The sequence below is a fragment of the Brevibacterium spongiae genome (genome assembly GCF_026168515.1).
In the GTDB taxonomy this organism is placed as follows: domain Bacteria; phylum Actinomycetota; class Actinomycetes; order Actinomycetales; family Brevibacteriaceae; genus Brevibacterium; species Brevibacterium spongiae.
In genome coordinates this window covers 1,515,390-1,537,339 of the sequence record NZ_CP093443.1, presented here as the reverse complement: position 1 = coordinate 1,537,339, position 21,950 = coordinate 1,515,390, and the positions used below count along the sequence as shown (strand labels likewise).

Below are 21,950 nucleotides of genomic sequence, written 5' to 3'. Positions count from 1 at the left end.
CGTAAGAACTTCCACGAATCCATTCGATGAGGTCGCATGATTGACGGTCGACTCACGATGTTGAGCATGATCCACAGGCACGGCACAGTCACTGCCGCGGCACATTCCCTCCGCTATTCGCCATCAACGGTGTCCCACCAGGTCAAACAGCTCGCCGCAGAACTCGGTGTGCCCCTGCTCGAACAGCACGGGCGCAACGTCAGACTCACTCCTGCAGCCGAGGCCTTGCTGCGCCACGTCGATGTCATGTCGGCGGAATGGGAGATGGCGTTGGCCGATCTCGGTCGGTACTCAGAGACGGTGTCCGGGTCGTTGGGTCTGTGCGGCTTCTCCACCGCCGCAAGCCTGCTCCTGCCTCCGACCATGCGGGCTCTCAATGGGAAGTTCCCGCATCTGCAGACCCAGACGATCGAGGCCGAGCCCGCCGAGTGCTTCGACTACCTGCTCTCCGGGGATGCCGACGTCGGCATCGTCGTCGCCGCGCCTGACATCCCAGCCGGCGGCGATGACCGCTTCAGCCATCACTTCCTCATCGATGATCCGCTCGACCTCATGGTCCCCCTCGACCACCCGTTGGCAGAGCGCGCGTCGGTCACGATCGCCGACACAGCCGATGAGACGTGGATTCTGGGCAGGCCGGGCACCGGCTACCACCAGCTCCTGATGGCCAGCTGCGCGGCGGCCGGGTTCGCCCCGCGCATCGGTCACTACGCCGATGACTGGAACACCGGAACCGCCCTGGTCCACGGCGGGTTCGGGGTCTGTGTGGCCTCCCGGATGTCGAGGTCTCAGGATCTCCACCCGGTGCGCCGAATCCCGATCAGCGGTGACTACGCTCCGTCGCGACACATCACGGCAGTCACACGGACCGGGGCGGACGCTCGTGAGACCGTGGCCTTCACCCTTGAGACCCTGACTGCGGAGACGAACCGTCTGATGAGCAGCCTCGGTGACGAACTCACGGACTGATCTCCGGCCTCAGGCTGGGTCCCGGGCCACGCGGAAGCCGATGTTCGAGGCCGAGGAGTCCGGAGTGTTCGATGACCGTGCGGCGACACGGTAGCGATTGCAGTAGGAGTCGTGGCAGAGGAACGAGCCTCCGCGCATGATCCTCGTCTCCCCGTGGTCCGGACCATGCGGATCGGTCTGGGGCGAGTGCTGGTAGTAGTCGCGGGCGAACCAGTCGGCACACCATTCCCAGACGTTTCCGACGGTGTTGAACAGTCCCAGCCCATTGGGTTCGAAGTGGCGGGCGGGCGCGGTGCCGATGAATCCGTCGTCGAGCGTGTTCGTACGGGGAAAGTCGCCCTGCCAGATGTTGCACATCCACTCCCCCTCTGCGAGGAGGCGGTTTCCCCAGGGATAGCGCCGGCCCTTGAGGCCGCCGCGGGCGGCGCACTCCCATTCGGCCTCACTCGGCAGTCGGGTGCCCGACCACATGCAGTATGCCTGGGCATCGTCCCAGCTGATGTGGACGACCGGGTGGTCCCGGCGGTCCGCGATATCGGAGCCCGGGCCTTCGGGAGCCGCCCAGTTCGCGCCGGAGACCTCGACCCACCAGGGCACGCCCGGCGCCTGTCCGAGGACACTGCCGTGTGCCTGCGGGTTCGCCTCAAGGAGCATGGCGAAGACGGCCGAGGAGCCCAGCCGTTCCGCGGTGGTGGCATAGCCGGTGTCGGAAACGAAGCGGGCGAAGTCGTCATTCGTCACGCTCGTCGCTGCGATCTGATACTCGCGCAGACTCACTCGGTGTCGTGGACCCTCCCCATCGGCCGGGTGTCCGTCGCCGTAGGGATCTCCCATATCGAAGTCGCCGCCGACGGTCACGAAATCGAAGCTGAAATCGGGTCCCACTCCGGGATCTGCGGCAGACTTCACTGCAGACGTCACTGCGGAATTCGCAGCCGGACTGGCGACCGCCTCGGTGCGGGTGGACGCCGGGGCGCAGCACGAATGACCGTTCTGCACCCCGGCGGTGTTCAGATCTGCGCTCTTCGTCACGTGCGGGTGCCCCTTTCGTCCGGGACCGCCGCTGTGCGCGGCGGGCTCTCGGAACACCCTATGACGTCAGCCCACGCCGAGCACAGTCCGGAGTCTTCCGGTCAGGCGAAGAGGCTGACTCCGCCGGGGCCGACGAGGCAGCCGACGACGATGAGGACGATTCCCCACAGCAGCTGCTTGCGGAAGATCGCGAAGATGCCGGAGACGACGAGAATCGCTGCGATGATCCAGAGGATGATAGCCATGATGAGCTCCTGTTTCTGTTGAGTCACCTCATTCGAGGTACATTCATCTTCGCACGACACCTGGCGGCACAGGGAGTCATTCCTGACAACACGCCGTGTCGAACCACATGATGACCTGTGTATGTCCGTGCAGTGTTCCACCAATGATTCGCGGCTGACTTGCCGGGTCTCGCCGCTGATGCTGTACTCGCCGTGGCCAATGCGAGACAGTGGGCAGATGAATGCCTTCGCTTCGTCTGAACCGCAGCTGCACGCCGCTCTCAACGGTGACCGCGATCATCCGGGCACTCCTCGCAGTCCGCAGACCATTGCCGCCGAGGCGAGGGCCGCCGTGGATGCGGGAGCTCAGGTCGTCCACCTCCACCCCTTCGCTGTCTCGGGTCGGCAGACCTTCGACGCCGAGGCGGTCGCGGAGACGCTCCGTGAGGTGCGTATCGCGTGCCCGGAGATTCCGATCTCTGTGAGCACCGCGGCCGAGATCGAGCCCGATCCTCAGCGGCGTCTGGCTCTCATCGCGGAATGGACGCAGCTGCCCGATCTCGTCAGCGCCAATCAGGGCGAGGCGGGAATCCGCGAGGTATGCGAACTGCTCCTCGGCCGCGGCGTCGCAATCGAGGCGGGTCTGCTCAGCGTCGATGATGCAGCGGCCTTCGTCGATTCGGGACTGGCCGATCGCTGCCGACGGGTGCTCGTCGAACCCACCGTGACCGATCCGGATGGAGCCCTGGCACAGGCCGCTGCGATCGAGCGGGTCCTGGCCGAGGCGGGCATCGACCTGCCGCAGGTCCATCATGGGGAGGGCATCGCCTCCTGGGTCGTCAACGCCCGCGCCGTTCGGCGCGGCCACGGCATCCGCACAGGTTTGGAGGACACCCCGGTGCTCATCGACGGCACGCAGGCCGCGGGCAATGGTGAGCTCATCGCCGTGGCGGCCGGTCTCCTCGCCGAACTTCGGCCGTGAGCCGTGTACTCCCGTTACCCTGGGACCATGACTTCCGACTTCGTCAAACACCGCGCCGGAGCCCCTGCCGGCTTCTTCTCCGCCGAATCCGCCGGACTCCGGTGGTTGGCCGAGCCCGGCGTCGTCCCCGTCGTCGAGGTCCTCGACCAGGGTGAGGACTGGCTGAGCCTCGAACGCTTCGAAGAGACCGGGCCGAGTGCTGCCGCAGCTGTCGAATTCGGGCGTCGCCTGGCCGCGCTGCATGATGCCGGGGCTCCCGGCTTCGGGTGGTCGCCGTCTGCTTCTGCCTTCTTCGGCCCGCTTGACGCGCCCTTCGAGGTGTCAGCGAAATCCGGTTCGTCATTCGCCGAGTTCTGGGCCGTTCGGCGGCTTCACCCTCTGCTGTCCTCGCTTGCCGGTGAGCTGACCGAGGACGAGGAAGCGGTGATCGCCTCGGCGGTGGACACGATCGGTGAAGGCGGCTTCGACGGGATCTGCGGTCACGGAGCCGAGGAACCCGCCCGCGTCCACGGTGACCTGTGGGCGGGCAACCTCATGTGGACCGCCGACGGAGTCACCTTGATCGATCCGGCCGCCCATGGCGGACACCGGCTGGAAGATCTCGCTCTCCTCGCGCTCTTCGGCACCGCCCATCTCGGTGAGATCTTCTCCGGATATGAGCAGGCCCATCCGCTGCCTGAGGGATGGCGTGAGGATCTGCCTGCACACAGCTTCTTCGCGCTTCTCGCCCATGTCCGCCTCTTCGGTCGAGGTTTCCTCGGCCAGACCATGAGCGCGGCCCGGGCGATCACCGCGCGGGGGCGGGCCCTGCGCGGCTAGCCCGAGAGGTCACTGCAGGGAGATCTCCACCGGGTCGGAGAAGAGTCCCCCGGCGAAGGTGAGCCGGTTCGCGTCGACGTCTTCGGGGACGTCGAAGACGAGGACGCCCTTGGCTGTGTTTCCAGGATTGATCTCTTCGAGGAAGAGGATGTTGTCTTCGGCCGCGTAGATGCCGGCTTCGGAATCCGCCGAGTAGGTATTGCCGTTGTCGTCGCCGAGTTTGATGTCGTCTTCGAAGAAGTAGTTCGGCTCCGATCCGGTGTTCTTCACGGAGAGTTCGATCTGCACGAACTGTCCCTGTGCTTCGACGCCGAGATACTCGTCGCCGACCTTTGACACCCCGTCTTTGACCGATGCGACGGTGACCTCCCAATCATCGGCGGACACTGTGTCGCCGATTCCGTACGCAGCTTCCTCTGCTGGCTCCGCGGCCTTCTTCTCATCGGCAGATGTTCCCGACGGCTGGGCGTCGGCCGCGTTCTCCTCTGAGGAGCCGGTGGCTTCGTCCCCGCCGCCTCCGAGAGCGCTGCCGATGGCGATGACGACGATGATGACCAGCAGCCAGAACCACCATCGCTTCAACAGCGGCTTCTTCTGCTTCGGGGGTTTCTGTCCATAAGGCTGCTTGGGCGGAAGGCTCCCGTCGCCATAGGCGGGGCCGGTGCGTGCAGGTGCGGCCTGAGCGGGCGCCCACTGCTGTGGGTCGTGATGCTGGGGCGCCTGCTGATCATGGGGACTGTAAGGGGGCTGATGCTGCGAGGACCATTGGGGTTGGACCTGCGGGGATTGCGGCTGCTGTGGGGAATTCTGGGGGTTCTGCGGGTGGGACATGACGCTCCTTCGAGGCTGTTTCTGACTGACGGCTCCAGCCTCGCCTCTTACGCCCTCTCGCACGTCCGCAATCGGGCTGGACCCTGCCAGCCGAACGGTTGACTGCCTCCAGCCTGATGATGGACTACGTGTGTCAGTGCCCGCGGTTACGATTCATCTGTGTCAGAACATTCCGTCCCTCGCCGCAGGATCCCGCGCGGCGTGCGCATCGCCGGCAGCATCCTCGTCGGCGTCATTGTCTATCTCATCGGGATCTTCACCTCTTCGATGGCAGTGACGGCCAACCCCTGGGCCTTCAGCGACGGCGAGCTCAACGACACCGGTCTCGTGGCCGTCCTGCTGCTGTTTCTCGCGTGGGGGCTGGTCTTCCTCCGGCACCGGTGGCCGTGGGTCCCGTTCGTCGTGGGCGGCCTGCTCACTGCGGCGTGGGGCGATGCTCTCATGCTCCTCATCGCGGTCTTCCACCTTGTCATCCGGGCTCCGAAGCGGCAGGCGATCACTGCCTCGGCGGTGAGCACCGGCTTGGTCGTGTTCTCCACTGTGCGGATGTGTCTGGCGCAGCCTGAGCACAATCCGTTCAGCATCTTCTTCCTGCCCGACCCGGCGCAGGTCACGGGGGTCGAAGCGACGATTCCGCCGGACGATTCTCACCTGGCGATCAGGGTCATCACGGTGGCGGCTTGCCTCATCGGCCTGGGCACAGCGCTGGGAGTCGGGGCGCTTCTGCGCAGGACGAGGAGGATGAGGGCTGTCGAGTCGATCGCTGAACGAGAGACTCTGCGGAATGAATCGCTCTCGGCCGAGATTGCCAGGCAGTCCGAACGCGAGCTGCTGGCTCGCGAACTCCACGACACGCTGTCCCACCGCCTGTCGGTGATCTCTCTGCACACTGGCGCATTGGAGGTGGCGGCGCAGACAGATCCTGAGGTCGCTTCGACGGCCTCGGCTCTGCGGGAGGAGGCGCGTGCCTCGTTGGAGGATCTGCGCCATCTGGTGGGAGGTGTGAGAAACGGCAACTTGGCCGATCCGCACCATTCTCGCGCGTCCTCGGCGCCGCCGAGCCGTGCGACCATGTCGGCGATTCCGGAGCTCATCGCCTCGGTGGCGTCGACCGGAACGATCGTGCGTCCGCTCATCGTCATTCAGGACGTCGACTCCTGCCCGCCCGCTCTCGACCGTGCGGTCTATCGCATTGTCCAGGAGGCCCTGACGAATGCGATGAAGCATGCGCCGAACTCGCCGGTCACGGTGGATATCGGAGTCTCGGCCGCCCGCGGAGTGCAGCTCTCGGTGAGCAATCCGCTTCCGCGCACACCGGGCCCGATCGATGTTCCGCCGCGCCCTCGCTATGCTCCGGATTCGGTGCGGACCCTCGGTCCCGATGCCGCGGCTCACGGCTGGGCTCCTGATGGTTCCGGTGAGGCCTCGTACGATTCTCCTTTGGCGTCGACCGGATCGGGTACCGGTCTGGTGGGCATCCGCGAACGCAGCGAGATGTTCGGCGGCGAAGCCTCGATCGGTGTGTTCGGTGAGGAGTTCCGGGTGCAGGTGAGCTTTCCTCCGTTCCGTCCGCAGACCTGAGACACAGTTCTGTGAGGCGCACTGAGAGGTGAGCCGCGCACGTGAACGAGGAACCGCGGCACGGAAGCATCAGTGCCGTGCCGGGCCGTGTCATGGGCCTCGGGTAATGTGACGCACATGAGCCTATCCGCCCCGATCCGCGTCATCATCGTCGATGACGACCCGATGGTCATCACCGGCATCCGCGGAATCCTGCAGGCGGCCGATGATATCGAAGTCGTCGGTTCGGCGATGAGCGGCGAAGAGGCCATAGAAGCCGTGTCCCTGCACTATCCCGATCTCGTGCTCATGGACATCAGGATGCCGGGAATCGGCGGGATCGAAGCCACCCAGCGTCTGCTCAACAGCGTGCGAGCACCGAAGGTGGTGGCTCTGACGAGCATGAACAGCGACGATCACCTCTTCCGAGCACTCGAAGCCGGAGCCTCCGGATACCTGCTCAAGGACATCGGCCCGGTGGATCTCGCCGTTGCGGTCCGCAAGGTCCATGCCGGGGAACCGATTCTCGCCCCGCAGTCCATGCGGCAGATGATCGCCAAGGTCACGTCGAATTCCGACCAGCGTCTGCAGCGTGAAGCTGTGACACTGCTGGCCGCACTCACCGACCGCGAACGGCAGATCGCAGAACTCGTGGCCGAGGGGCTGTCGAACCAGGAGATCGCGGAGCAGACGTTCATGAGTCTGGCCACGGTCAAGACCCACCTCAATCGGATCAACATCAAGCTCGATACGAACAATCGCGTGCGCATTGCGACGATGGTGGTGCGGGGCAGAGGGTTTTGAACAGAATTCACCGTTTCTTTATCACCCACAGCAGAAGTGATTGTCTCCGCCGACTAAACTCATAGCTGATGGTTGCTGAGTCATATGTCGAATCCGAGAAGCTGATCAGCAGCCCCTCAGATCGTGGTCCCTGGACGACTCGAATACGGGGGCTGCTGCCTCTGGCAACCTCGATCTGGTTCCTGACGGCCAATTTCATCGTGCTGACCCTGCTTGCCATGGGACCGTTGCGTGTCTGGGACTACAAGCTCAATCGTCGGTGGATCTACCTCATTGAACCGGACATCGTCTGGTTCTTCCAGCAAATCCTCGACCCCATTGCCGGCCAGGCCGTCTGCCTGCCGGTGCTCGCGATCACGGCGATCGTCCTGTCCCGCAAGCGACGATCGTGGCGACCCATCGTCTTCGCCGCCGCCGCTGAAGCCGCCTTCTACCTCGGCGTCGGCTCACTCAAAGTGCTGTTCGCCCGCCCATCGACGACGCTTCACGACCCGAGGTTCTTCCAAGGCGGCCTCATCGACATCGGCGGCCGCGGAATCAGCTATCCTTCCGGCCACGCCGCTGAGGCCGTGCTCATCTACGGTGCGGTCGCCTACCTCATCGCGACCTACAGCAGCACCTCCACGCGTACAGTGCGACTGCTCTGGTGGGGTGTCGCCGCGATCAGCGTGAACTCCGTCGTGGTGTCCTTCGCACTCGGCTGGCATTGGGCCACCGACCTCATAGGCGGACTGATCGCCGGCGGTCTGTTCCTGCGCATCATCACGACGCTGGACCAGCGTGTGCCGGACTTCCGGACCTGAGCGGCGCCCCGCTCAACAGCCGAAGTCATGCGACGAGTCGGAATGCAGCCGATTCGACTGCGTCCGACATGCAACACCCGACGGGCACACGATCACAGCCAGGATTCATCGAGGTCTGAAAACGTCGTCGACCTGCTCTCGACGAGGTCGAACCACGGACCGGTCAACGGGAGCTCATGGGTGAAGAAATACCGCGCAGTCGCGATCTTGCCCCGCAGGAACGATGAGTGCCCTCGGTCGCGAACCACCTCCTCGGCGGCCATGCCCTGCTGCAGCCACAGCCAGGCAAGCACAGTGTGACCGACCGCCTCGAGATAGGTCCAAGCGTTCTCCAGCACCACCTCCGGATCACCACGTGACCACACCGCTGCGGTCACGGATTCGATCCGATCGACCGCGGCACTCAGTGCCGCGGCCTCGTCGTTCCATTCGGAGGTCCCGGCCGCCTCGGCGAGGGTCGACCGCATCTGCTCGAGCAGGACCTTGAGACCCTCTCCCCCGGACATGACGACCTTGCGGCCGAGCAGATCCTTCGCCTGGATGCCGTGCGTGCCTTCGTGGATCGGGTTGAGCCGGTTGTCGCGGTAGAGCTGCTCGACATCGTGGTCGCGTGTGTACCCCGCGCCGCCGAGCACCTGGATGGCGTGATCGTTGGCCTTGAGACACCACACGCTCGGCCAGGTCTTGACGATCGGGGTGAGCACGTCGAGCAGCAGTGCGGCCCGGTCACGCTCGGCCTGTGTCTCGGCAGTCTCGGACTCGTCGAGGAGTCGGGCGGCGTAGAGGACGAGGCCGAGTCCGCCCTCGACGTAGCTCTTCGAGGCCATGAGCATGCGCCGGATGTCCGCGTGCCCGGAGATCGGAATCTGCGGGGAGTCGGAGCCCTTGGCGCCGTCGGGGCGGCCCTGCCTGCGATCGCGGGCGTAGCGCAGGGCATCGAGGTAGGCATGGTAGCCGAGGGCGACAGCGCCGGCCCCGACGCCGATGCGAGCCTCGTTCATCATGTGGAACATACAGGCCAGACCCTGTCCCCGCTCCCCCACGAGCCAGCCGACCGCACCAGCGGCACCAGCCGGAGTGTGCGCGCCTTCGCCGAAGTTGAGCAGAGTATTCGTCGTCCCCCGCCACCCCATCTTGTGGTTGAGTCCGGACAGGACGACGTCATTGCGCTCGCCGAGGCTGCCATCGTCGTTGACCAGGTGCTTCGGCACGAGGAACAGGCTCAGCCCCTTGGTGCCGGGGCGGTCGCCTTCGGCACGGGCGAGGACCAGGTGGACGATGTTCTCCGAGAGTTCGTGATCGCCGCCGGAGATCCACATCTTCGTCCCGTGGATGCGGTAGGCACCGTCCCCACCGTCGGGGTCAGGCACGGCCTTCGTCGTGACGTCGCCGAGCGACGAACCGACGTCCGGCTCGGACAGGCACATGGTGCCGAAGAAGCGACCGTCGAGTTCGGGCAGCGCGTACTTCTGAATCTGGTCCTCGGTTCCGTATTCGAGCAGCAGATTGGCATTGGCCATGGTCAGCATCGGGTAGCTGGCGGTGGCGATGTTCGCGGCCTGGAACCAGGCGAAGCAGGCCTTCGCCACCGTCTGCGGCAGCTGAATGCCGCCGACGGACTCATCCATCGTCGACGACAGCAGCCCGATGCCGGCGAACTGATCGAGTGCGGACTTGATCTCGGGAATCAGCGAGACCGCTGTGCCGTCGAAGGTCGGTTCGTTGAGATCGGATTTCCGCGCATGCGGAGCGAACTGCTCCTTGGCAAGCTCTTCGCTGGCCGAAAGCACCGAGTCGAAGACGTCGCGGGAGTGGTCGGAGAAGCGCTGCCGGCTGCAGAGCTCGTCGACCTTGAGCCAGTCGTAGAGGAGGAAGTCGATGTCCTTGGCCGAGAGGACGGACTCCGTGATGGTCTGCTGGGCACCATTGCCTGTGTTCTCGTCAGTCACGCACCCAGTCTAGACTAATCGTTCGTTCAGGAAAGGCTATCGCGGTTGAACGATCAGGCAGGACCGCGGGCCCTGGGATTCGGGAGCGAGGAGAGATATAGTTCTCCACACCATCTGCGTGGGAATGGGGCGAAGGATCATGACCGCAGAAATGAATCGTCCGACCAAGTTGGCCGACACGATCGAGCACATCTCCAAGGCGTTCAGGAGCGCAAACATCGGCCAGGGCCAGAAGGTCGGCTACCGGGAGGACAGTTCCGAGGAGCGCCTGCAGGCCACCGCCGAGCAGGAAGGGGTGAAGCTCTACCGCAATGCCGACGGCTCTCATTTCGCCGTCGACGAATCCCACTCGAGCTACGAGGACTGAACCTCTGCAACTGCATCCATGATGCTGCCGCCCCTGGACGAATCCACAAAAGCAGCTAAGGTCGCTGGTAAGACGTCTTCGAGTCAGTGAGGTGTTGAAACATGAGTGACCGCAATGACCCACAGAACAAGAAGGATCCCCAGAACAAGATCGACAGGGTCCACGAGAAGCTCGACGAATTCGCGTCGAAGGCAAGCGGACCTGATGTCGCGTATGGCTCGACTCCCGGATACGACGAAAAGCCGACCGAGGACGAGCTGAAGAAGGCTGCCGAGGCGGAAGGTGTGACTCTCCACCGCCGCCCCGACGGCTCGCACGAGGCGATCGACGAGTCCGCGGCGACGCCGACATCGGACGCTGAGGATTCCGAGAGATCCGATACGTCGCGTGAGGCCTGATTCGCCTCTTCGAGCGAACTCCTGAAACCCGGTACACGGTCATCCGTGTGCCGGGTTTCATGGTGTCCCGGGTAGTATCGCCAGGGCCATGACGCCCCGCCGTGCAGACGGCGGAGCAACGTTGCTGATACGAAAGGCAGGGCCCCATGTCCTCCCCCGCTGCCTCGGATGCGCAGACCACGAACTCGAAGACGCAAGGCTCGAGGTTTCTCCGGATCCTCCGGAACTATCGGTTCCCGCTCTTCATCCTCGCCGGAGTCGCCATCGGCGCGATCATCGGCCTCGTCTTCGGCGAGCGTGCCACCGTCATCAAACCCTTCGGCACGCTCTTCATCAACATGATGTTCACCCTCGTCGTGCCGCTCGTCTTCTTCTCCATCGCCTCCGCGGTCTCCGGCATGTCCTCGGCTGCCCGACTGGGCAAGATCATGGGCGGCATGCTCGCAGTCTTCGCCATCACCGGAGTCATCGCCTCGATCGTCATGGTGGCAGCTCTGGGCATCTTCAACGCCACGGACGGAGTGCACGTGGAGATGAAGGAGCCGGAGAACGTCGAAGAAGTCGGCTCCATCGGCGAACAGCTGGTGCAGACCGTCGTCGTCGATGACTTCTCGAAGATCCTGTCCGCTGAGCATATGCTCGCCCTCATCGTCTTCGCCGTCATCGTCGGCTTCGCGACGAGCAGGATCGGAGACGCCGGCAAACCGTTCGCGCAGTTCCTCGCGTCCGGTACCGAGGTGTTCCTCAAGTTCACATCGATCATCATGTACTACGCTCCGATCGGGCTCGGCGCCTACTTCGCGGCCCTCATCGGTGAACTCGGTTCGCAGCTCGTCGGCGACTATGTCCGTGCCTTCCTCGTCTACTACCCGGTGGCGATCGTCTACTTCATCGTTGCGTTCACGTTCTATGCCTTCTTCGCCGGCGGTCGCCGCGGACTCGCTCGATTCTGGGGCAACATCCTCGAACCGACGACGATCTCTCTGGGCACGTCCTCCTCGGTGGCGGCGATCCCGGCGAACCTGCGGGCGGGCGAGCGCATCGGAGTCCCCCGCGACATCCGGGAGACGATCGTTCCGATCGGCGCGACGATCCACATGGAGGGGTCGAGCCTGTCGGCGATCCTCAAGATCGCGTTCCTCTTCGCCGTCTTCCAGCGTGACTTCTTCACGGTGGAGAACATCCTCATCGCCATCGGGGTCGCCCTGCTGGCCGGGATGGTCATGGCGGGCATCCCCTCCGGCGGATTCATCGGGGAGCTCATGATCATCACTCTCTACGGCTTCCCCGCCGCAGCCCTGCCGATCATCCAGATCATCGGCACAGTCATCGATCCCCCTGCGACGACTGTCAATTCGGTCGGTGACCAAGCGAGCTCGATGATGGTCGCACGCATCCTCGACGGCAAGGACTGGATGGACAAGACTGAAGACGAGGCCGAACACGACGGCCAAGACAGCGCCCACGCCGAGGCGGCCGACACAGCGCCCGCGTCAGAACGATGATCACGATTTGATTCCGTAAGGACCCTTGTTTTTGTGATACTCGTCTAAGGACACCGCGCTCGGATACCTGGAACCGCTGAATATCTCCGAGATGTCGCATGAATGCAACAGAACATTCGCATTCATGTGCCCGCCTCCAAGCGATCACTCAGACTTCGCGTATCGGCTCTCACTTCGGCTGACGATACTCGTCTCCAGAAATGACCGTGTTCTGGAAGAGGAGAAGTCACCATGCCCACCACCATCCACAGTCGCGTTGCCGCATTGGGAATCGCCGCAGTCGCCGGTTTCGCCGCACTGGGAATGTCTGCCGGGCCGGCATCGGCATCCCCCGAAGCCCAATCCGCCGCCGGCACCGTCCAGGCACCACAGAGTTCGGGCTATCCCGCAGCGGCCTCGGACTATGCCGATGAACTCGTGCAGGCATGGGGCAACGGAGATGACATCGACGTCGGGGAGCTTGCCGCACCGAGCGTCGTCGATGGCCTGGCCGACCATGGTGATGAGCATGCGACCCATTGGGCTCGCATCGCCGCCGACGGGGACTCGATCTGGACCGATGTGGTCTACGAGAATTCCGTCTCCCATGAGGTGATGGCCCTGACCGTCGCGAACAAGACGGCCGAGGTCGACGAAGAGCAGGCCGTTCAGGACATCAGCTTCCATGGCTGAGTCCCATGACTGAGGACCGCTCTTCGTCCGGGGGCGGGTGCACGGCCGCACCCAGGTTCGCGGTCGCATCACCGGGTGGACTCGCGAACGGTGGTCAGTAGACTCAGGAACTATGGTCGCCCTCAACCCATTCCCCCGTCGCAGCTACACCGATGGACCGACACCGCTCGAGCATCTGCCCAGACTCTCGGCCGAACTCGGCGGGCCTCAGATCTGGATCAAACGCGACGATCGGCTGGGCCTGGCCCAGGGCGGGAACAAGACTCGCAAGCTCGAGTTCCTCGTCGCCGATGCGCTGAGCAAAGGAGCCGACGCCCTCATCACCGTCGGCGGGGTCCAGTCCAACCACTGCCGTCTCACCCTGGCCGCGGCCCGCGCCGAAGGTCTCGACTGCCACCTCATCGTCGAGGAGGACCTCGGCCCTGAGGGCGTCGGACTCGGCCCGGCCGGGGCGAACCCACCGGAGTTCACGGGCAATTTCCTGCTCTTCGACCTCCTCGGCGCTGATTCGGTGAGGGTGCTCGGCAACGGCAGCGACCTCCTCGGCGAGGCTGAGGCTCTTGCCGAATCGCTGCGGGCGCAGGGGAAGAGCCCCTATGTCATCCCCGTGGGCGGTTCGAATCCGATCGGAGCTCTCGGCTACGTCGACTGCGCTCATGAGATGCTCACCCAATTCGCCGAGGCGGTGCTCCAGCCGACGAATATCGTCACGCCCAGCGGCTCGGCCGGCATGCAGGCGGGTCTCATCGTGGGACTCCATGCGGCCGGCAGCGATATCCCTGTGGTCGGCATCAACGTCAGCCGTTCACGCGTGGATCAGGAACCGAAGATCAGCGACCTCGTCGACTCGACCGCGCACCTGCTCGATCTCACCCCTGTCCCAAGAGAACGCACTGTGGCGCTCGGTGACTATGTCGGCACAGGGTACGCACTGCCGACCCCGGGTATGACCGAGGCGGTCAGGCTCATCGCCCGCACCGAAGGCATCCTGCTCGACCCGGTGTACACCGGCAAGGCAGCCGCCGGCCTGATCGACCTCGTTCGACAGGGCAGGTTCGGAACCGACGACACGGTCGTCTTCATCCACTCGGGCGGGGTGCCCGGACTCTATGCTCGGACGCAGGCATTCGCCTGAGGACATCGCACTCTCTCACCTATTCGACGGAAGGCAAGCTCATGACAGTTTCAACGGCAGACCTCTGGGACGAGCGCGGCGATGAGCTGTACTCGATCGCACTGAACTTCGGTGATTTCGGAGCCAAAACCTCCTTCTCCGGCCCAGCTCGGACAATCCGCTGCTACCAGGACAACGGCCTCGTCAAGAAGACCCTCAATCAAGCCGGTGACGGGGCGATCCTCGTCATCGACGGCGACGGATCGATCGCCACCGCGCTCATGGGCGACATGATCGCCGAGGCGGGGGTCCGCAACGGCTGGTCCGGAGTCGTCATCAGCGGGGCCGTCCGCGACCGCGAGGCGCTGGCCGACATGGATTTCGGGATAAAGGCGCTGGCCAGCAATCCGCGCAAGAGCGCGAAGGACGGGGCCGGGGAAATCGATGTGCCCGTCGAGATCGGTGGGGCGACGATTCGTCCCGGAGCAATGGTCTTCGCCGATGCCGATGGTGTCGTTGTCGAGAGGTAGACGCACGAGACCCTGACTGGTATCAGCTGACGCAGGCGGTCAGTATGACTGCCGCCGACTCACCGGTGGATTGTGTCGAAGTCCTGTTCGGCAGCATCCCACACCTCGGCGACTGTGATCGTTCCGCTCGCGGTGAGTTCCTCGCCCGTGCTCTTGTCGTAGAGGTACGACCATTTGCCGGCGGAGACGTCTCCGGTGACCATGAGGATGTCATCGTCGAAGGCTACCTGCGACACCGTCTGGACGATCTCCGCCGTCGCTTCCAGGTCTGCGGCCTCCTGCCCGCCGGAATCGAAGTCGACATAGAGGCGATCGGCGTCGCGTTCTTCGTCGAAGTCGGGGGGTCGACTCCGATTCCAACCGAACTTGGACGCCGTCCAATCTCTCGGCCAGGTGGGCGGAAAGACCCTCGGTCGAGTCGAACCCCTGTGCCACGACCGGCAGAGTTTAAGCCAGGGCGGACTCTGACTGCGGTTCTTCTGCCTGCTCGCTGCTGCACCCGCTGAGCCCGAAGAGCGCAGCTGCGAGCACACCGACGGTCAGGGCGACAGGGGCGGATTAGACACGAACCTCATGCGACCTGCCTATCGGCGGCACGTCGTGAGTTCCTCATCGCCTCCGACCTCCGCCGGTTGAGGGGCGGCGACCCGCCGAGACCGGCTCACCGATCCTGACCTGCCGTGCCGGACTCACCGCTTTCGGTGAATCGATTGGTAGGTGATGTACTGGCTGAGCCCCTCGACGCCGTATTCGACCCCGAGTCCGGAATCGTGGCGTCCGCCGAACGGAGCCGAATGATTCGAACCGAAGAAGTTCACTCCCACAGATCCGGAATCGACCCGTTCGGCCACCGCCTGCGCCGCCTCGGCATCGGCGCCGAAGACGATCCCGCCGAGACCGAATTCGGTGTTGTTCGCCAGTTCGATCGCTTCGTCGCTTCCCTGCGCATCGTCATAGCGCAGGATGGAGATGACAGGTCCGAAGATCTCTTCCCTGGCGATGCGCATCTGTGGGGTCACCTCGGTGAAGACGCTCGGTTGGATGAAGCGGCCCGAGCGGCCGTCGATGTCGATCGACGCGGCTCTTCCCCCGGTCACGGCGCTCGCACCTTCGGCGTGTGCCGAATCGATGAACTCCATGACGGTTTCGTACTGAGACTGCGAGGCCACGGGACCGAACACGGTCTCCGCATCCAATGGGTCGCCCTGGGGCCCTCCGGCGATGGTCGCCGCGACCATGTCGACGACCTCGTCATAACGGGAGGTCGGGGCGATGATCCGCGTGGAGATGTAACAGGTCTGTCCGGTATTGCGCATGCATGAGCGCACGAGCACCCGCTTCATCGCCTCGAGATCGGCGTCGGGCAGGACGATCGCCGAGGATTTGCCGCCGAGTTCCAACGTCACCGGTCGCAGCAGCTCACCGCAGGCCGAGGCGATGCGGCGACCCACCGGGGTCGAACCGGTGAATGCCACCTTGCTGATTCCCGGGTGCCGAACGAGGGCGTCGCCGAAACGTCCGGGACCGGTGAGCAGATTGACCACACCGGCAGGCACTCCCGCAGCGGCCACCGCATCGATGATGAAGCGGATCGACAGCGGGGTCACCGAGGCGGGTTTGATGACGACGGCGCATCCGGCAAGCAGCGCCGGAGCGAGTTTGACGACGACGAGGTTGATCGGAAAATTCCAGGGCGCGATGAGGGCGCACACACCGATCGGGTCCTTGCGCACCACCGAATAGGAGTCGGGGGCGGCCGGGAAGTCACGGATGTCTTCGTCATCGATCCACCCGGACAGGGTGGCGAAGTGTCGGAAGATCCCTGCCGCATTGGCCGCGGCTCCTCGGGTCTCGGAGATCGGGGTGCCGTTCTCCAAAGTGTTCGTCCGTGCCAGGTCCTCGGCACGCGCCTCGATCTCATCGGCGATCCGCAGCAGATACTGCGCGCGCTGCCCGGCAGTCAGAGCCGACCATTCGACGAGGGAGCGCTGCGCGGCTGCCACCGCACGATCAAGTTCCGCCGAGGTGGCAGCTGGGACCGAACCCCATTCGTCGTCTGTGGCCGGATCGGTGACGGGATTGCGGGTGGCATCTTCCGCCGGCGTCCAGGCACCGTCGATGAAGTGGTCATCGACGTGAATGTAGGGAAGCTCCCGATGCAGCTGGGCACGATTCAGCCTCGTCATCGACGTCTCGACTGTGGGCGTGGTCGAAGGTTCGGTGCTCATGGTGCTCATCGGATGACCTCGGTGCGCAGCAGATCCCGCTGACGGCGCAGGTCTTCTCGGGCCATGCTCACAGCGGCAGCGGTGATGAGTTCGGGAATGATCTCTCGCTGCAGCCGGTCGGTGTATGTGGCCATGTCCATGTCGAACCATGAGGCGGAGAGTGCGATGCCGGCCCGGTCGAACCGCCACAGACGATCGGCGTCACGGACGAGGGCGTCTTCGAGGCTGAACGCGACCGGTCGCGTGTCGTGGCCGTCGATGATCTCGCAGACCCGGTCGATGAATTCCTGCGAATAGCCGAGGCCCGGCAGAACCCGTTCGGCGACGCGGCAGCCTTCGCGTTCATGTTCGAACCGGATCGTCGCCTTTCGCCAATCACCGCCGAAGCCCTCGGAGATGATCCGAGATTCGTCGACGTGGGCCCAGCCGGTGTCGTGGAGGATGATCGTGACGAGCACGAGCTCACGGTCGACTGCCGGGTAGGCGTCGCAGAGCCTCTCGGCGTAGGCGGCGGAGATGGGCAGGTGCACATCGTTGCCGCGGGTGCGGGTCTCGGGTTCGATGGCCTTCCACAGGGCGTTGAACCCGGTTGTCGGGCTCGAGCAGATCGGCTTCGTGTCGACCTGTCCTTCGGACGGGATCGGCCGGATCGGGAAGTTGGAGGCGAAGCGGACGGCACGCGGGTCCGTCTCGAACTCGCCGGTCTCCGCTGCGGCCCAGTTCGGGTAGTCCTGTTCGCGGCGGCTGCTGTCGGTCTGGGTGTTCATCGGGGGTCCTCTCGGTCGACGGCGATGGACTTGAGCATCACGCTCATATCGCCGGCCTGATCGGCGGGGATCTGCTGGTTCTTGGCCAGGGCGGAACGGACGGCCATGAAGTCCAAGGGTGCGTTCACACAGTCGGCGGCGATGATCTGCCCGTCGCGGTAGTACAGAACGCTGAACTTGCCCTTCTCGTCATCGCGACGCACAACGGTGGAGTCGAACCCCATGGACAATCCTGCGATCTGCAGCTTCATGTCCGCCTGATTCGACCAGAACCAGGGAATGCCTGCGTATTCCTCGCGCCGGCCGGAGACCGAATAGGCGGCGACCTTCGCATGCTCGATCGCATTGTTCACGCTCTCGAGGCGAATCCGCTCACCCTCCGGGGCGTCCGGCAGCGGGTTGGGCATATTCGCGACATCGCCGACGACAATGGTCGTGCCGTCGGAGGCGAGCGCATAGCGGTCGACGACGATGCCGTTGTCGATCTCCAGTCCCATCTGCTCGGCCAGTCCCGTATTCGGGATGACGCCGATGCCGACGATGACGAGCTGGGCGGGCACCTCGGTGCCATCGGCGAGCTTCACCCCGGCCACGGAGCCATTCCCGTCGTCGATGAGTGATTCGACCCGGGAGTTGAGGATGATGTCGAGGTCGCGCTTGCGATGGGCCTGGTAGAAGTAGTCGGAAGTCTCCTCCCCCACTGCACGGCCGATGAGGCGGGGCCCGTGTTCTAACACGGTGGCGTTCTTGCCCATCCCGTGCAGCGAGCAGGCGACTTCGAGGCCGATGAATCCGCCGCCGATGACGACGACGTCGGTGAAGTCATCGAGGCTGCCTTTGAGCGAGAGCGCATCGTCGGCGCTGCGCAGATACGTCACCCCGACCAGATCGGCACCGGGGACTTCGAGAGGTCGGGCCCGGGCCCCGACAGCCAGGGCGACCCGGGCGAAGGGGTATTCGGTGCCGTCGGTGGCAAAGGCAACGCCGGAGCCGTCCGCGTTCTTCTCGATCGTCGCGATGCGCGTGTTCTTCACGAGTTCGATGTCGTGCTCGTCCCAGTACTCGGCACTGCGGAAGATGAGGTTCTCCTTGTCGACGGTGCCTTGGAGGAACTCCTTCGACAGAGCCGGGCGCTGATACGGCCGGTGGTCCTCCTCGCCGAGGAGGGTGATCGATTCGGTGAATCCGGTCCCCCGCAGCGAGATCGCCAGCTGCACGCCGGCTTGGGAGGCGCCGATGATGAGCATCCCGGTCTGGGTGCGGGTGGTCGGGCCGTCTGCGCCTGCAAGCAGGGTCTGTGCTGTCGTGGTCATGTCACACCTGGGTTTCGGGAGTGGTCACGTGCAGATCGGTGTCCTCGGTGACCTTGAGCTGGCAGGACAGGCGGGAGTTGTCCTCGCGGTCCTCGGTCGTGCCCCACAGCATCTCGTCTTCCATCTCCGACATCTCGGGCAGATTGTCGAGTTCGGATTCGTCGACGAAGACGTGGCAGGTGGCGCATGAGAGGGATCCGCCGCATTCGGCGACGATGCCGGGCACGCCGTTGCGCACAGCGGTCTCCATCACGGAGTCGCCGACGTTGGCGTCGATGTCGCGGGTGGTGCCTTCGGAATCGGTGAAATGTACGGTCGGCATGTCATTCCCTTTCCTACAGTGGTGTCGGTGGTCGGTCTGAAGAGTTGGTGGGTGGCGGCGTGGTTCAGGTCAAGAGCGCTCAGATGAACTGTCGGCCGCCGTCGACGACGAGCGTCTGACCGGTGATGTATCCGGCCTCGGGTGAGGCGAGGAACATCGTGGCGCCGACGATGTCATCGGGGTGGCTGGCGCGTTTGATGGCTCCGCGGTCGACGCCGTAGGTCGCGGCATCGTCCATGAGTCCAAAGCTGGCGTCGGTGAGGGTGAAGCCCGGGGCGATCGCGTTGACCGTGATCTCCCTGGTTCCCAGTTCCTTCGCGAGCACTCGGGTCAGGGCGATGACTCCGCCCTTCGAGGCCACGTAGTGGGCCCACTGGGCCGATCCGGACATCACCGTCGCCGAGGAGAGGTTGACGATTCTCCCTCCGGCCGGCAGGTAGGGGCTGGCCGCGCGCGTCACCTGCCAGGGGCCCTTGAGGTTGACTCCCATGACGAGGTCCCATTCGTCGTCGCCGATGTCCTCGAACGGTGACCGGGTGATGCCGGCATAGATCGCGGCGTTGTTGATGACCACGTCGATGCTGCCTCCTCCGAAGTCGGCGGCCGCCTCGGCGAGGGCCTGCGTCGATGCGCGGTCGGTGACGTCGACCTCGCAGGCCAGGGCCTCCGCCGAGGTGGCCCGCAGAGCCGTGGCCGTTTCCTCCGCGCCGGTGAGGTTGATATCGGCGACGATCACTCGGTCGCCGGCCGTGGCGAAGCCTTCGGCGAAGGCTCGCCCGAGTCCTCCGGCGGCGCCGGTGATGAGCACGGTGCGCGCTGCGGCCATCGCTCAGCTCACCGCCGTGGCGTGTTCGTGGCTGTGCGCTCCGGGCCCTGCCACCTCGGGCACGGTGTCCTCGAGGTCGAGGATCTCCACGGTGCCGCGGGTGCCGTCGACGCGCAGACGCTGTCCCGTCTGAATCGTCGTCGAGGCGTTGCCGGTGCCGGTCACGGCCGGCAGAGCGTATTCGCGGCAGACGATCGCGGCGTGGCTCATCATGCCCCCGATGTCGGTGACGGTGGCCTTGAGTTTGCCGAAGATCGGCCCCCAGCTGGGTGCGGTGACCGGGGCCACGAGGATCTCGTCCTGTTCGATCTCGTGGATCTGGGAGGCGTCCATGACGACGCGGGCCACGCCCTCGACGACGCCCGGTGAGGCGGCCATTCCGCGCAGTCCGGTGACGTTGTCGGTATCGGCCTCGAGCCAGGACTGGACCTGTTCGGTGGTGATTCCCCACAGCATGCGGGTGAAGGGTTCGGTGATCGCCTCGGGCGGAGTGTTCAGTGCCGGCTGCGGGCGTGCGGTCTTGAGCGCTGCGACGATCTGCTTGCGCTCTTCGATGATCGGCGGCCAGTAGGCCGGGGCGATGGGCCCCTGCGGGGCACCCACTCCCCAGGAGGTGACGAGGTCGAAGAGGACATCGCGGACCTCGTTGCGGTTGAGGTAGAGGAGGTCGCCCGCCTCGGCGAAGACGCCGTGGTCGACGAGGGTGGCGGCGAGTTCGCGGACCTTGCGCCAGAACACGCCCATCGTCCAGTGTTCGATGTAGAAGTTGTGGTTCTCCACATACGGGTAGGCGGTGGCTGCCAGCTGACGTTTGGCTTCGAAGATCGCGCCCTGCTCCTCGTCGAGGAGTTCACGGTATTCGGCGACGATGCGGTCCTTCTCGGCGATGAGCTCCTCGGTCGGACGCGTGATCGTCTGTCCCTCGTCGAGGCGGCGGATGTAGTCGGCGATGAAGCCGAGGGGAATGGAGAAGTTCTCCTTCCAGTACTCGTCGTGGGCGTAGAAGCCGTTGCCGGTGGTGAAGTTGAACCACGGGTCCTGGGCCTTCTCCCACTGGGCGAGCCAACGGTCGCCGCCGGGGGCTGCCGCGATCTGCTCCAGGGTCGCCTCGGCGTCGTCGGTGTTGGCAAAGGCCGACTGCAGGCCGAGCTCGACGGCCAGGGCAGCCAGCTGTTTGAGCTCGTCGTCGGGGCGGAAGAGCTCCATATCGACGCCTTGGACCATCGTCGCGATCGACTGGTCGGGAATATCGGGGAAGATCTCCTTGCAGTAGTTGAAGAAGTCGAGGTAGGCGATGTATCCGAGGTTGAGGAACTCGAAGTGGTACTGCCAGTTCTGGTAGGCCAGCTGGATGAGCCTGTCGTAGTTCTCCATGAGACGTTCGGATCCGTCCATCGCCTTGCCGGAGAAGATGTCGTCCATGGGCACCATGTCGGGCAGCCGATCGAAGTTCAGCGTCTCCATCTCGTCGATGGTGCCCCTCACCTTGGTCCGCCACTGGTCGAGGAGGGAGTCCCAGTTCTCGAAGTAGTGGCCGATGCGGGCCTGGAATTCGGGCAGTCGGGCTGCGATCTGGTCTTCGGGGACCGGGATCGGCGACATGTAGAGGTAGCCGTGGTGGATCCGGAAGTCGATGCCGTTGGCGTTGGGGATCATCAGGTGGCGGGCGTTGTACTGGCCCAGGCATTTGACGGCGAACTCCCCACCGATGGTTTCGAAGGGTTTGAACACGGTCGGCCAGTGCTGCGAATCGCAGAACCAGAACTTCTCGTCCTCGATCTCCTTGAGGCTGTCCTGGAAGACGAGGTAGTAGGGGTAGATCTTCTCCCAACCTTCGGCCCCTGCGGGAACGGGGAGGTCAGAGGGGCGAGGAAATGACTTCATTGACATTGTCGGCTCCATTGCGTTGGTGGTGCGTTCGTTGCGTGCGTGGTT

The 21,950-nt window shown here is 64.6% G+C and carries 23 protein-coding genes; 12 read left to right on the top strand and 11 right to left on the bottom strand.

All coding sequences use genetic code 11. The annotated features are described in order from the left end of the window. The first annotated feature begins 36 nt into the window (after positions 1-36). The gene (locus tag L1F31_RS06875; RefSeq protein WP_265419903.1) at positions 37-969 is read left to right on the top strand and encodes a LysR family transcriptional regulator; all 933 of its coding nucleotides are present in this window, start codon (positions 37-39) and stop codon (positions 967-969) included. 9 nt (positions 970-978) lie between these two features. Here L1F31_RS06875 and L1F31_RS06870 read toward each other — a convergent pair whose 3' ends face one another. Together L1F31_RS06870 and L1F31_RS06865 are read right to left on the bottom strand one after the other, a co-directional pair. Next, complete coding sequence (locus L1F31_RS06870; RefSeq protein WP_429860949.1) at positions 979-2,001, bottom strand: formylglycine-generating enzyme family protein; 1,023 nt, start codon at positions 1,999-2,001, stop codon at positions 979-981. A 101-nt stretch (positions 2,002-2,102) separates the two neighbouring features. After that, complete coding sequence (locus L1F31_RS06865; protein WP_265419902.1) at positions 2,103-2,246, bottom strand: GPGG-motif small membrane protein; 144 nt, start codon at positions 2,244-2,246, stop codon at positions 2,103-2,105. Between the two features lie 217 nt (positions 2,247-2,463). On the opposite strand from L1F31_RS06865, the gene L1F31_RS06860 reads away from it, so the two are divergent. Further along, positions 2,464-3,207 carry a 3-keto-5-aminohexanoate cleavage protein gene (locus tag L1F31_RS06860; RefSeq protein WP_265419901.1) on the top strand — a complete coding sequence of 248 codons (744 nt, stop codon included), beginning with the start codon at positions 2,464-2,466 and terminating at the stop codon, positions 3,205-3,207. A gap of 27 nt (positions 3,208-3,234) precedes the next feature. Next, positions 3,235-4,026 (top strand): fructosamine kinase family protein, encoded by a 792-nt coding sequence (locus L1F31_RS06855; RefSeq protein ID WP_265419900.1) that lies wholly within the window; start codon positions 3,235-3,237, stop codon positions 4,024-4,026. A gap of 9 nt (positions 4,027-4,035) precedes the next feature. Here the strand turns inward: L1F31_RS06855 and L1F31_RS06850 are convergent, their stop codons facing one another. After that, on the bottom strand, positions 4,036-4,857 hold the full coding sequence (locus L1F31_RS06850; RefSeq protein WP_265419899.1) for a DUF4352 domain-containing protein: 822 nt from the start codon (positions 4,855-4,857) through the stop codon (positions 4,036-4,038). A gap of 159 nt (positions 4,858-5,016) precedes the next feature. Between L1F31_RS06850 and L1F31_RS06845 the strand changes: the two genes are divergently transcribed. The 3 genes from L1F31_RS06845 to L1F31_RS06835 all read left to right on the top strand — a co-directional run bounded on the left by L1F31_RS06845 (position 5,017) and on the right by L1F31_RS06835 (position 8,024). Continuing rightward, positions 5,017-6,438 (top strand): sensor histidine kinase, encoded by a 1,422-nt coding sequence (locus L1F31_RS06845; protein ID WP_265419898.1) that lies wholly within the window; start codon positions 5,017-5,019, stop codon positions 6,436-6,438. Between the two features lie 117 nt (positions 6,439-6,555). Beyond that, positions 6,556-7,221 (top strand): response regulator, encoded by a 666-nt coding sequence (locus tag L1F31_RS06840; RefSeq protein ID WP_265419897.1) that lies wholly within the window; start codon positions 6,556-6,558, stop codon positions 7,219-7,221. Between the two features lie 68 nt (positions 7,222-7,289). After that, complete coding sequence (locus L1F31_RS06835; protein ID WP_265419896.1) at positions 7,290-8,024, top strand: phosphatase PAP2 family protein; 735 nt, start codon at positions 7,290-7,292, stop codon at positions 8,022-8,024. Between the two features lie 92 nt (positions 8,025-8,116). Here the strand turns inward: L1F31_RS06835 and L1F31_RS06830 are convergent, their stop codons facing one another. Further along, complete coding sequence (locus L1F31_RS06830; RefSeq protein WP_265419895.1) at positions 8,117-9,973, bottom strand: acyl-CoA dehydrogenase; 1,857 nt, start codon at positions 9,971-9,973, stop codon at positions 8,117-8,119. Positions 9,974-10,124: 151 nt separating this feature from the next. On the opposite strand from L1F31_RS06830, the gene L1F31_RS06825 reads away from it, so the two are divergent. The 6 genes from L1F31_RS06825 to rraA all read left to right on the top strand — a co-directional run bounded on the left by L1F31_RS06825 (position 10,125) and on the right by rraA (position 14,559). After that, positions 10,125-10,340, top strand: coding sequence for a hypothetical protein (locus tag L1F31_RS06825; RefSeq protein WP_265419894.1), 216 nt, complete (start codon positions 10,125-10,127; stop codon positions 10,338-10,340). 101 nt (positions 10,341-10,441) lie between these two features. Further along, positions 10,442-10,738 carry a hypothetical protein gene (locus L1F31_RS06820; protein WP_265419893.1) on the top strand — a complete coding sequence of 99 codons (297 nt, stop codon included), beginning with the start codon at positions 10,442-10,444 and terminating at the stop codon, positions 10,736-10,738. 146 nt (positions 10,739-10,884) lie between these two features. Further along, positions 10,885-12,243 carry a dicarboxylate/amino acid:cation symporter gene (locus L1F31_RS06815; RefSeq protein ID WP_265419892.1) on the top strand — a complete coding sequence of 453 codons (1,359 nt, stop codon included), beginning with the start codon at positions 10,885-10,887 and terminating at the stop codon, positions 12,241-12,243. Positions 12,244-12,474: 231 nt separating this feature from the next. Then, positions 12,475-12,915, top strand: a complete 441-nt coding sequence (locus L1F31_RS06810) for a hypothetical protein (protein ID WP_265419891.1) — start codon at positions 12,475-12,477, stop codon at positions 12,913-12,915. 112 nt (positions 12,916-13,027) lie between these two features. Next, a complete protein-coding gene (locus L1F31_RS06805; protein ID WP_265419890.1) occupies positions 13,028-14,050 on the top strand; it encodes a D-cysteine desulfhydrase family protein in 1,023 nt (340 codons plus the stop codon). Between the two features lie 41 nt (positions 14,051-14,091). Beyond that, the gene (gene rraA / locus L1F31_RS06800) at positions 14,092-14,559 is read left to right on the top strand and encodes a ribonuclease E activity regulator RraA (protein ID WP_265419889.1); all 468 of its coding nucleotides are present in this window, start codon (positions 14,092-14,094) and stop codon (positions 14,557-14,559) included. A gap of 59 nt (positions 14,560-14,618) precedes the next feature. Here rraA and L1F31_RS06795 read toward each other — a convergent pair whose 3' ends face one another. From L1F31_RS06795 to L1F31_RS06765, 7 genes are all read right to left on the bottom strand, one after another. Beyond that, positions 14,619-14,795: a hypothetical protein gene (locus L1F31_RS06795; RefSeq protein ID WP_265419888.1), complete on the bottom strand. Its 177-nt coding sequence runs from the start codon at positions 14,793-14,795 to the stop codon at positions 14,619-14,621. Positions 14,796-15,248: 453 nt separating this feature from the next. After that, complete coding sequence (locus L1F31_RS06790; RefSeq protein ID WP_265419887.1) at positions 15,249-16,787, bottom strand: aldehyde dehydrogenase family protein; 1,539 nt, start codon at positions 16,785-16,787, stop codon at positions 15,249-15,251. A gap of 5 nt (positions 16,788-16,792) precedes the next feature. After that, complete coding sequence (locus L1F31_RS06785) at positions 16,793-17,554, bottom strand: HD domain-containing protein (protein ID WP_265419886.1); 762 nt, start codon at positions 17,552-17,554, stop codon at positions 16,793-16,795. Beyond that, complete coding sequence (locus L1F31_RS06780; protein WP_265419885.1) at positions 17,551-18,867, bottom strand: NAD(P)/FAD-dependent oxidoreductase; 1,317 nt, start codon at positions 18,865-18,867, stop codon at positions 17,551-17,553. The genes L1F31_RS06785 and L1F31_RS06780 overlap by 4 nt, the downstream gene beginning before the upstream one ends. A 1-nt stretch (position 18,868) precedes the next feature. Next, entirely contained in the window at positions 18,869-19,189 is a 321-nt protein-coding gene (locus tag L1F31_RS06775; RefSeq protein ID WP_265419884.1) for a 2Fe-2S iron-sulfur cluster-binding protein, read from the bottom strand. Positions 19,190-19,268: 79 nt separating this feature from the next. Next, entirely contained in the window at positions 19,269-20,015 is a 747-nt protein-coding gene (locus L1F31_RS06770; RefSeq protein WP_265419883.1) for an SDR family NAD(P)-dependent oxidoreductase, read from the bottom strand. Positions 20,016-20,018: 3 nt separating this feature from the next. Further along, complete coding sequence (locus L1F31_RS06765; RefSeq protein ID WP_265419882.1) at positions 20,019-21,905, bottom strand: PEP-utilizing enzyme; 1,887 nt, start codon at positions 21,903-21,905, stop codon at positions 20,019-20,021. Between the last annotated feature and the right edge of the window lie 45 nt (positions 21,906-21,950).

What these genes read in the sequence shown, in the direction of transcription:
- L1F31_RS06785 (WP_265419886.1), bottom strand. Translation starts at nt 17,554, where the DNA reads ATGAACACCCAGACCGACAGCAGCCGCCGCGAACAGGACTACCCGAAC.
- L1F31_RS06825 (WP_265419894.1), top strand. Translation starts at nt 10,125, where the DNA reads ATGAATCGTCCGACCAAGTTGGCCGACACGATCGAGCACATCTCCAAG.
- L1F31_RS06820 (WP_265419893.1), top strand. Translation starts at nt 10,442, where the DNA reads ATGAGTGACCGCAATGACCCACAGAACAAGAAGGATCCCCAGAACAAG.
- L1F31_RS06790 (WP_265419887.1), bottom strand. Translation starts at nt 16,787, where the DNA reads ATGAGCACCGAACCTTCGACCACGCCCACAGTCGAGACGTCGATGACG.
- L1F31_RS06780 (WP_265419885.1), bottom strand. Translation starts at nt 18,867, where the DNA reads ATGACCACGACAGCACAGACCCTGCTTGCAGGCGCAGACGGCCCGACC.
- L1F31_RS06815 (WP_265419892.1), top strand. Translation starts at nt 10,885, where the DNA reads ATGTCCTCCCCCGCTGCCTCGGATGCGCAGACCACGAACTCGAAGACG.
- L1F31_RS06875 (WP_265419903.1), top strand. Translation starts at nt 37, where the DNA reads ATGATTGACGGTCGACTCACGATGTTGAGCATGATCCACAGGCACGGC.
- L1F31_RS06855 (WP_265419900.1), top strand. Translation starts at nt 3,235, where the DNA reads ATGACTTCCGACTTCGTCAAACACCGCGCCGGAGCCCCTGCCGGCTTC.
- rraA (WP_265419889.1), top strand. Translation starts at nt 14,092, where the DNA reads ATGACAGTTTCAACGGCAGACCTCTGGGACGAGCGCGGCGATGAGCTG.
- L1F31_RS06770 (WP_265419883.1), bottom strand. Translation starts at nt 20,015, where the DNA reads ATGGCCGCAGCGCGCACCGTGCTCATCACCGGCGCCGCCGGAGGACTC.
- L1F31_RS06765 (WP_265419882.1), bottom strand. Translation starts at nt 21,905, where the DNA reads ATGTCAATGAAGTCATTTCCTCGCCCCTCTGACCTCCCCGTTCCCGCA.
- L1F31_RS06865 (WP_265419902.1), bottom strand. Translation starts at nt 2,246, where the DNA reads ATGGCTATCATCCTCTGGATCATCGCAGCGATTCTCGTCGTCTCCGGC.
- L1F31_RS06775 (WP_265419884.1), bottom strand. Translation starts at nt 19,189, where the DNA reads ATGCCGACCGTACATTTCACCGATTCCGAAGGCACCACCCGCGACATC.
- L1F31_RS06835 (WP_265419896.1), top strand. Translation starts at nt 7,290, where the DNA reads ATGGTTGCTGAGTCATATGTCGAATCCGAGAAGCTGATCAGCAGCCCC.
- L1F31_RS06860 (WP_265419901.1), top strand. Translation starts at nt 2,464, where the DNA reads ATGAATGCCTTCGCTTCGTCTGAACCGCAGCTGCACGCCGCTCTCAAC.
- L1F31_RS06805 (WP_265419890.1), top strand. Translation starts at nt 13,028, where the DNA reads ATGGTCGCCCTCAACCCATTCCCCCGTCGCAGCTACACCGATGGACCG.
- L1F31_RS06850 (WP_265419899.1), bottom strand. Translation starts at nt 4,857, where the DNA reads ATGTCCCACCCGCAGAACCCCCAGAATTCCCCACAGCAGCCGCAATCC.
- L1F31_RS06810 (WP_265419891.1), top strand. Translation starts at nt 12,475, where the DNA reads ATGCCCACCACCATCCACAGTCGCGTTGCCGCATTGGGAATCGCCGCA.
- L1F31_RS06840 (WP_265419897.1), top strand. Translation starts at nt 6,556, where the DNA reads ATGAGCCTATCCGCCCCGATCCGCGTCATCATCGTCGATGACGACCCG.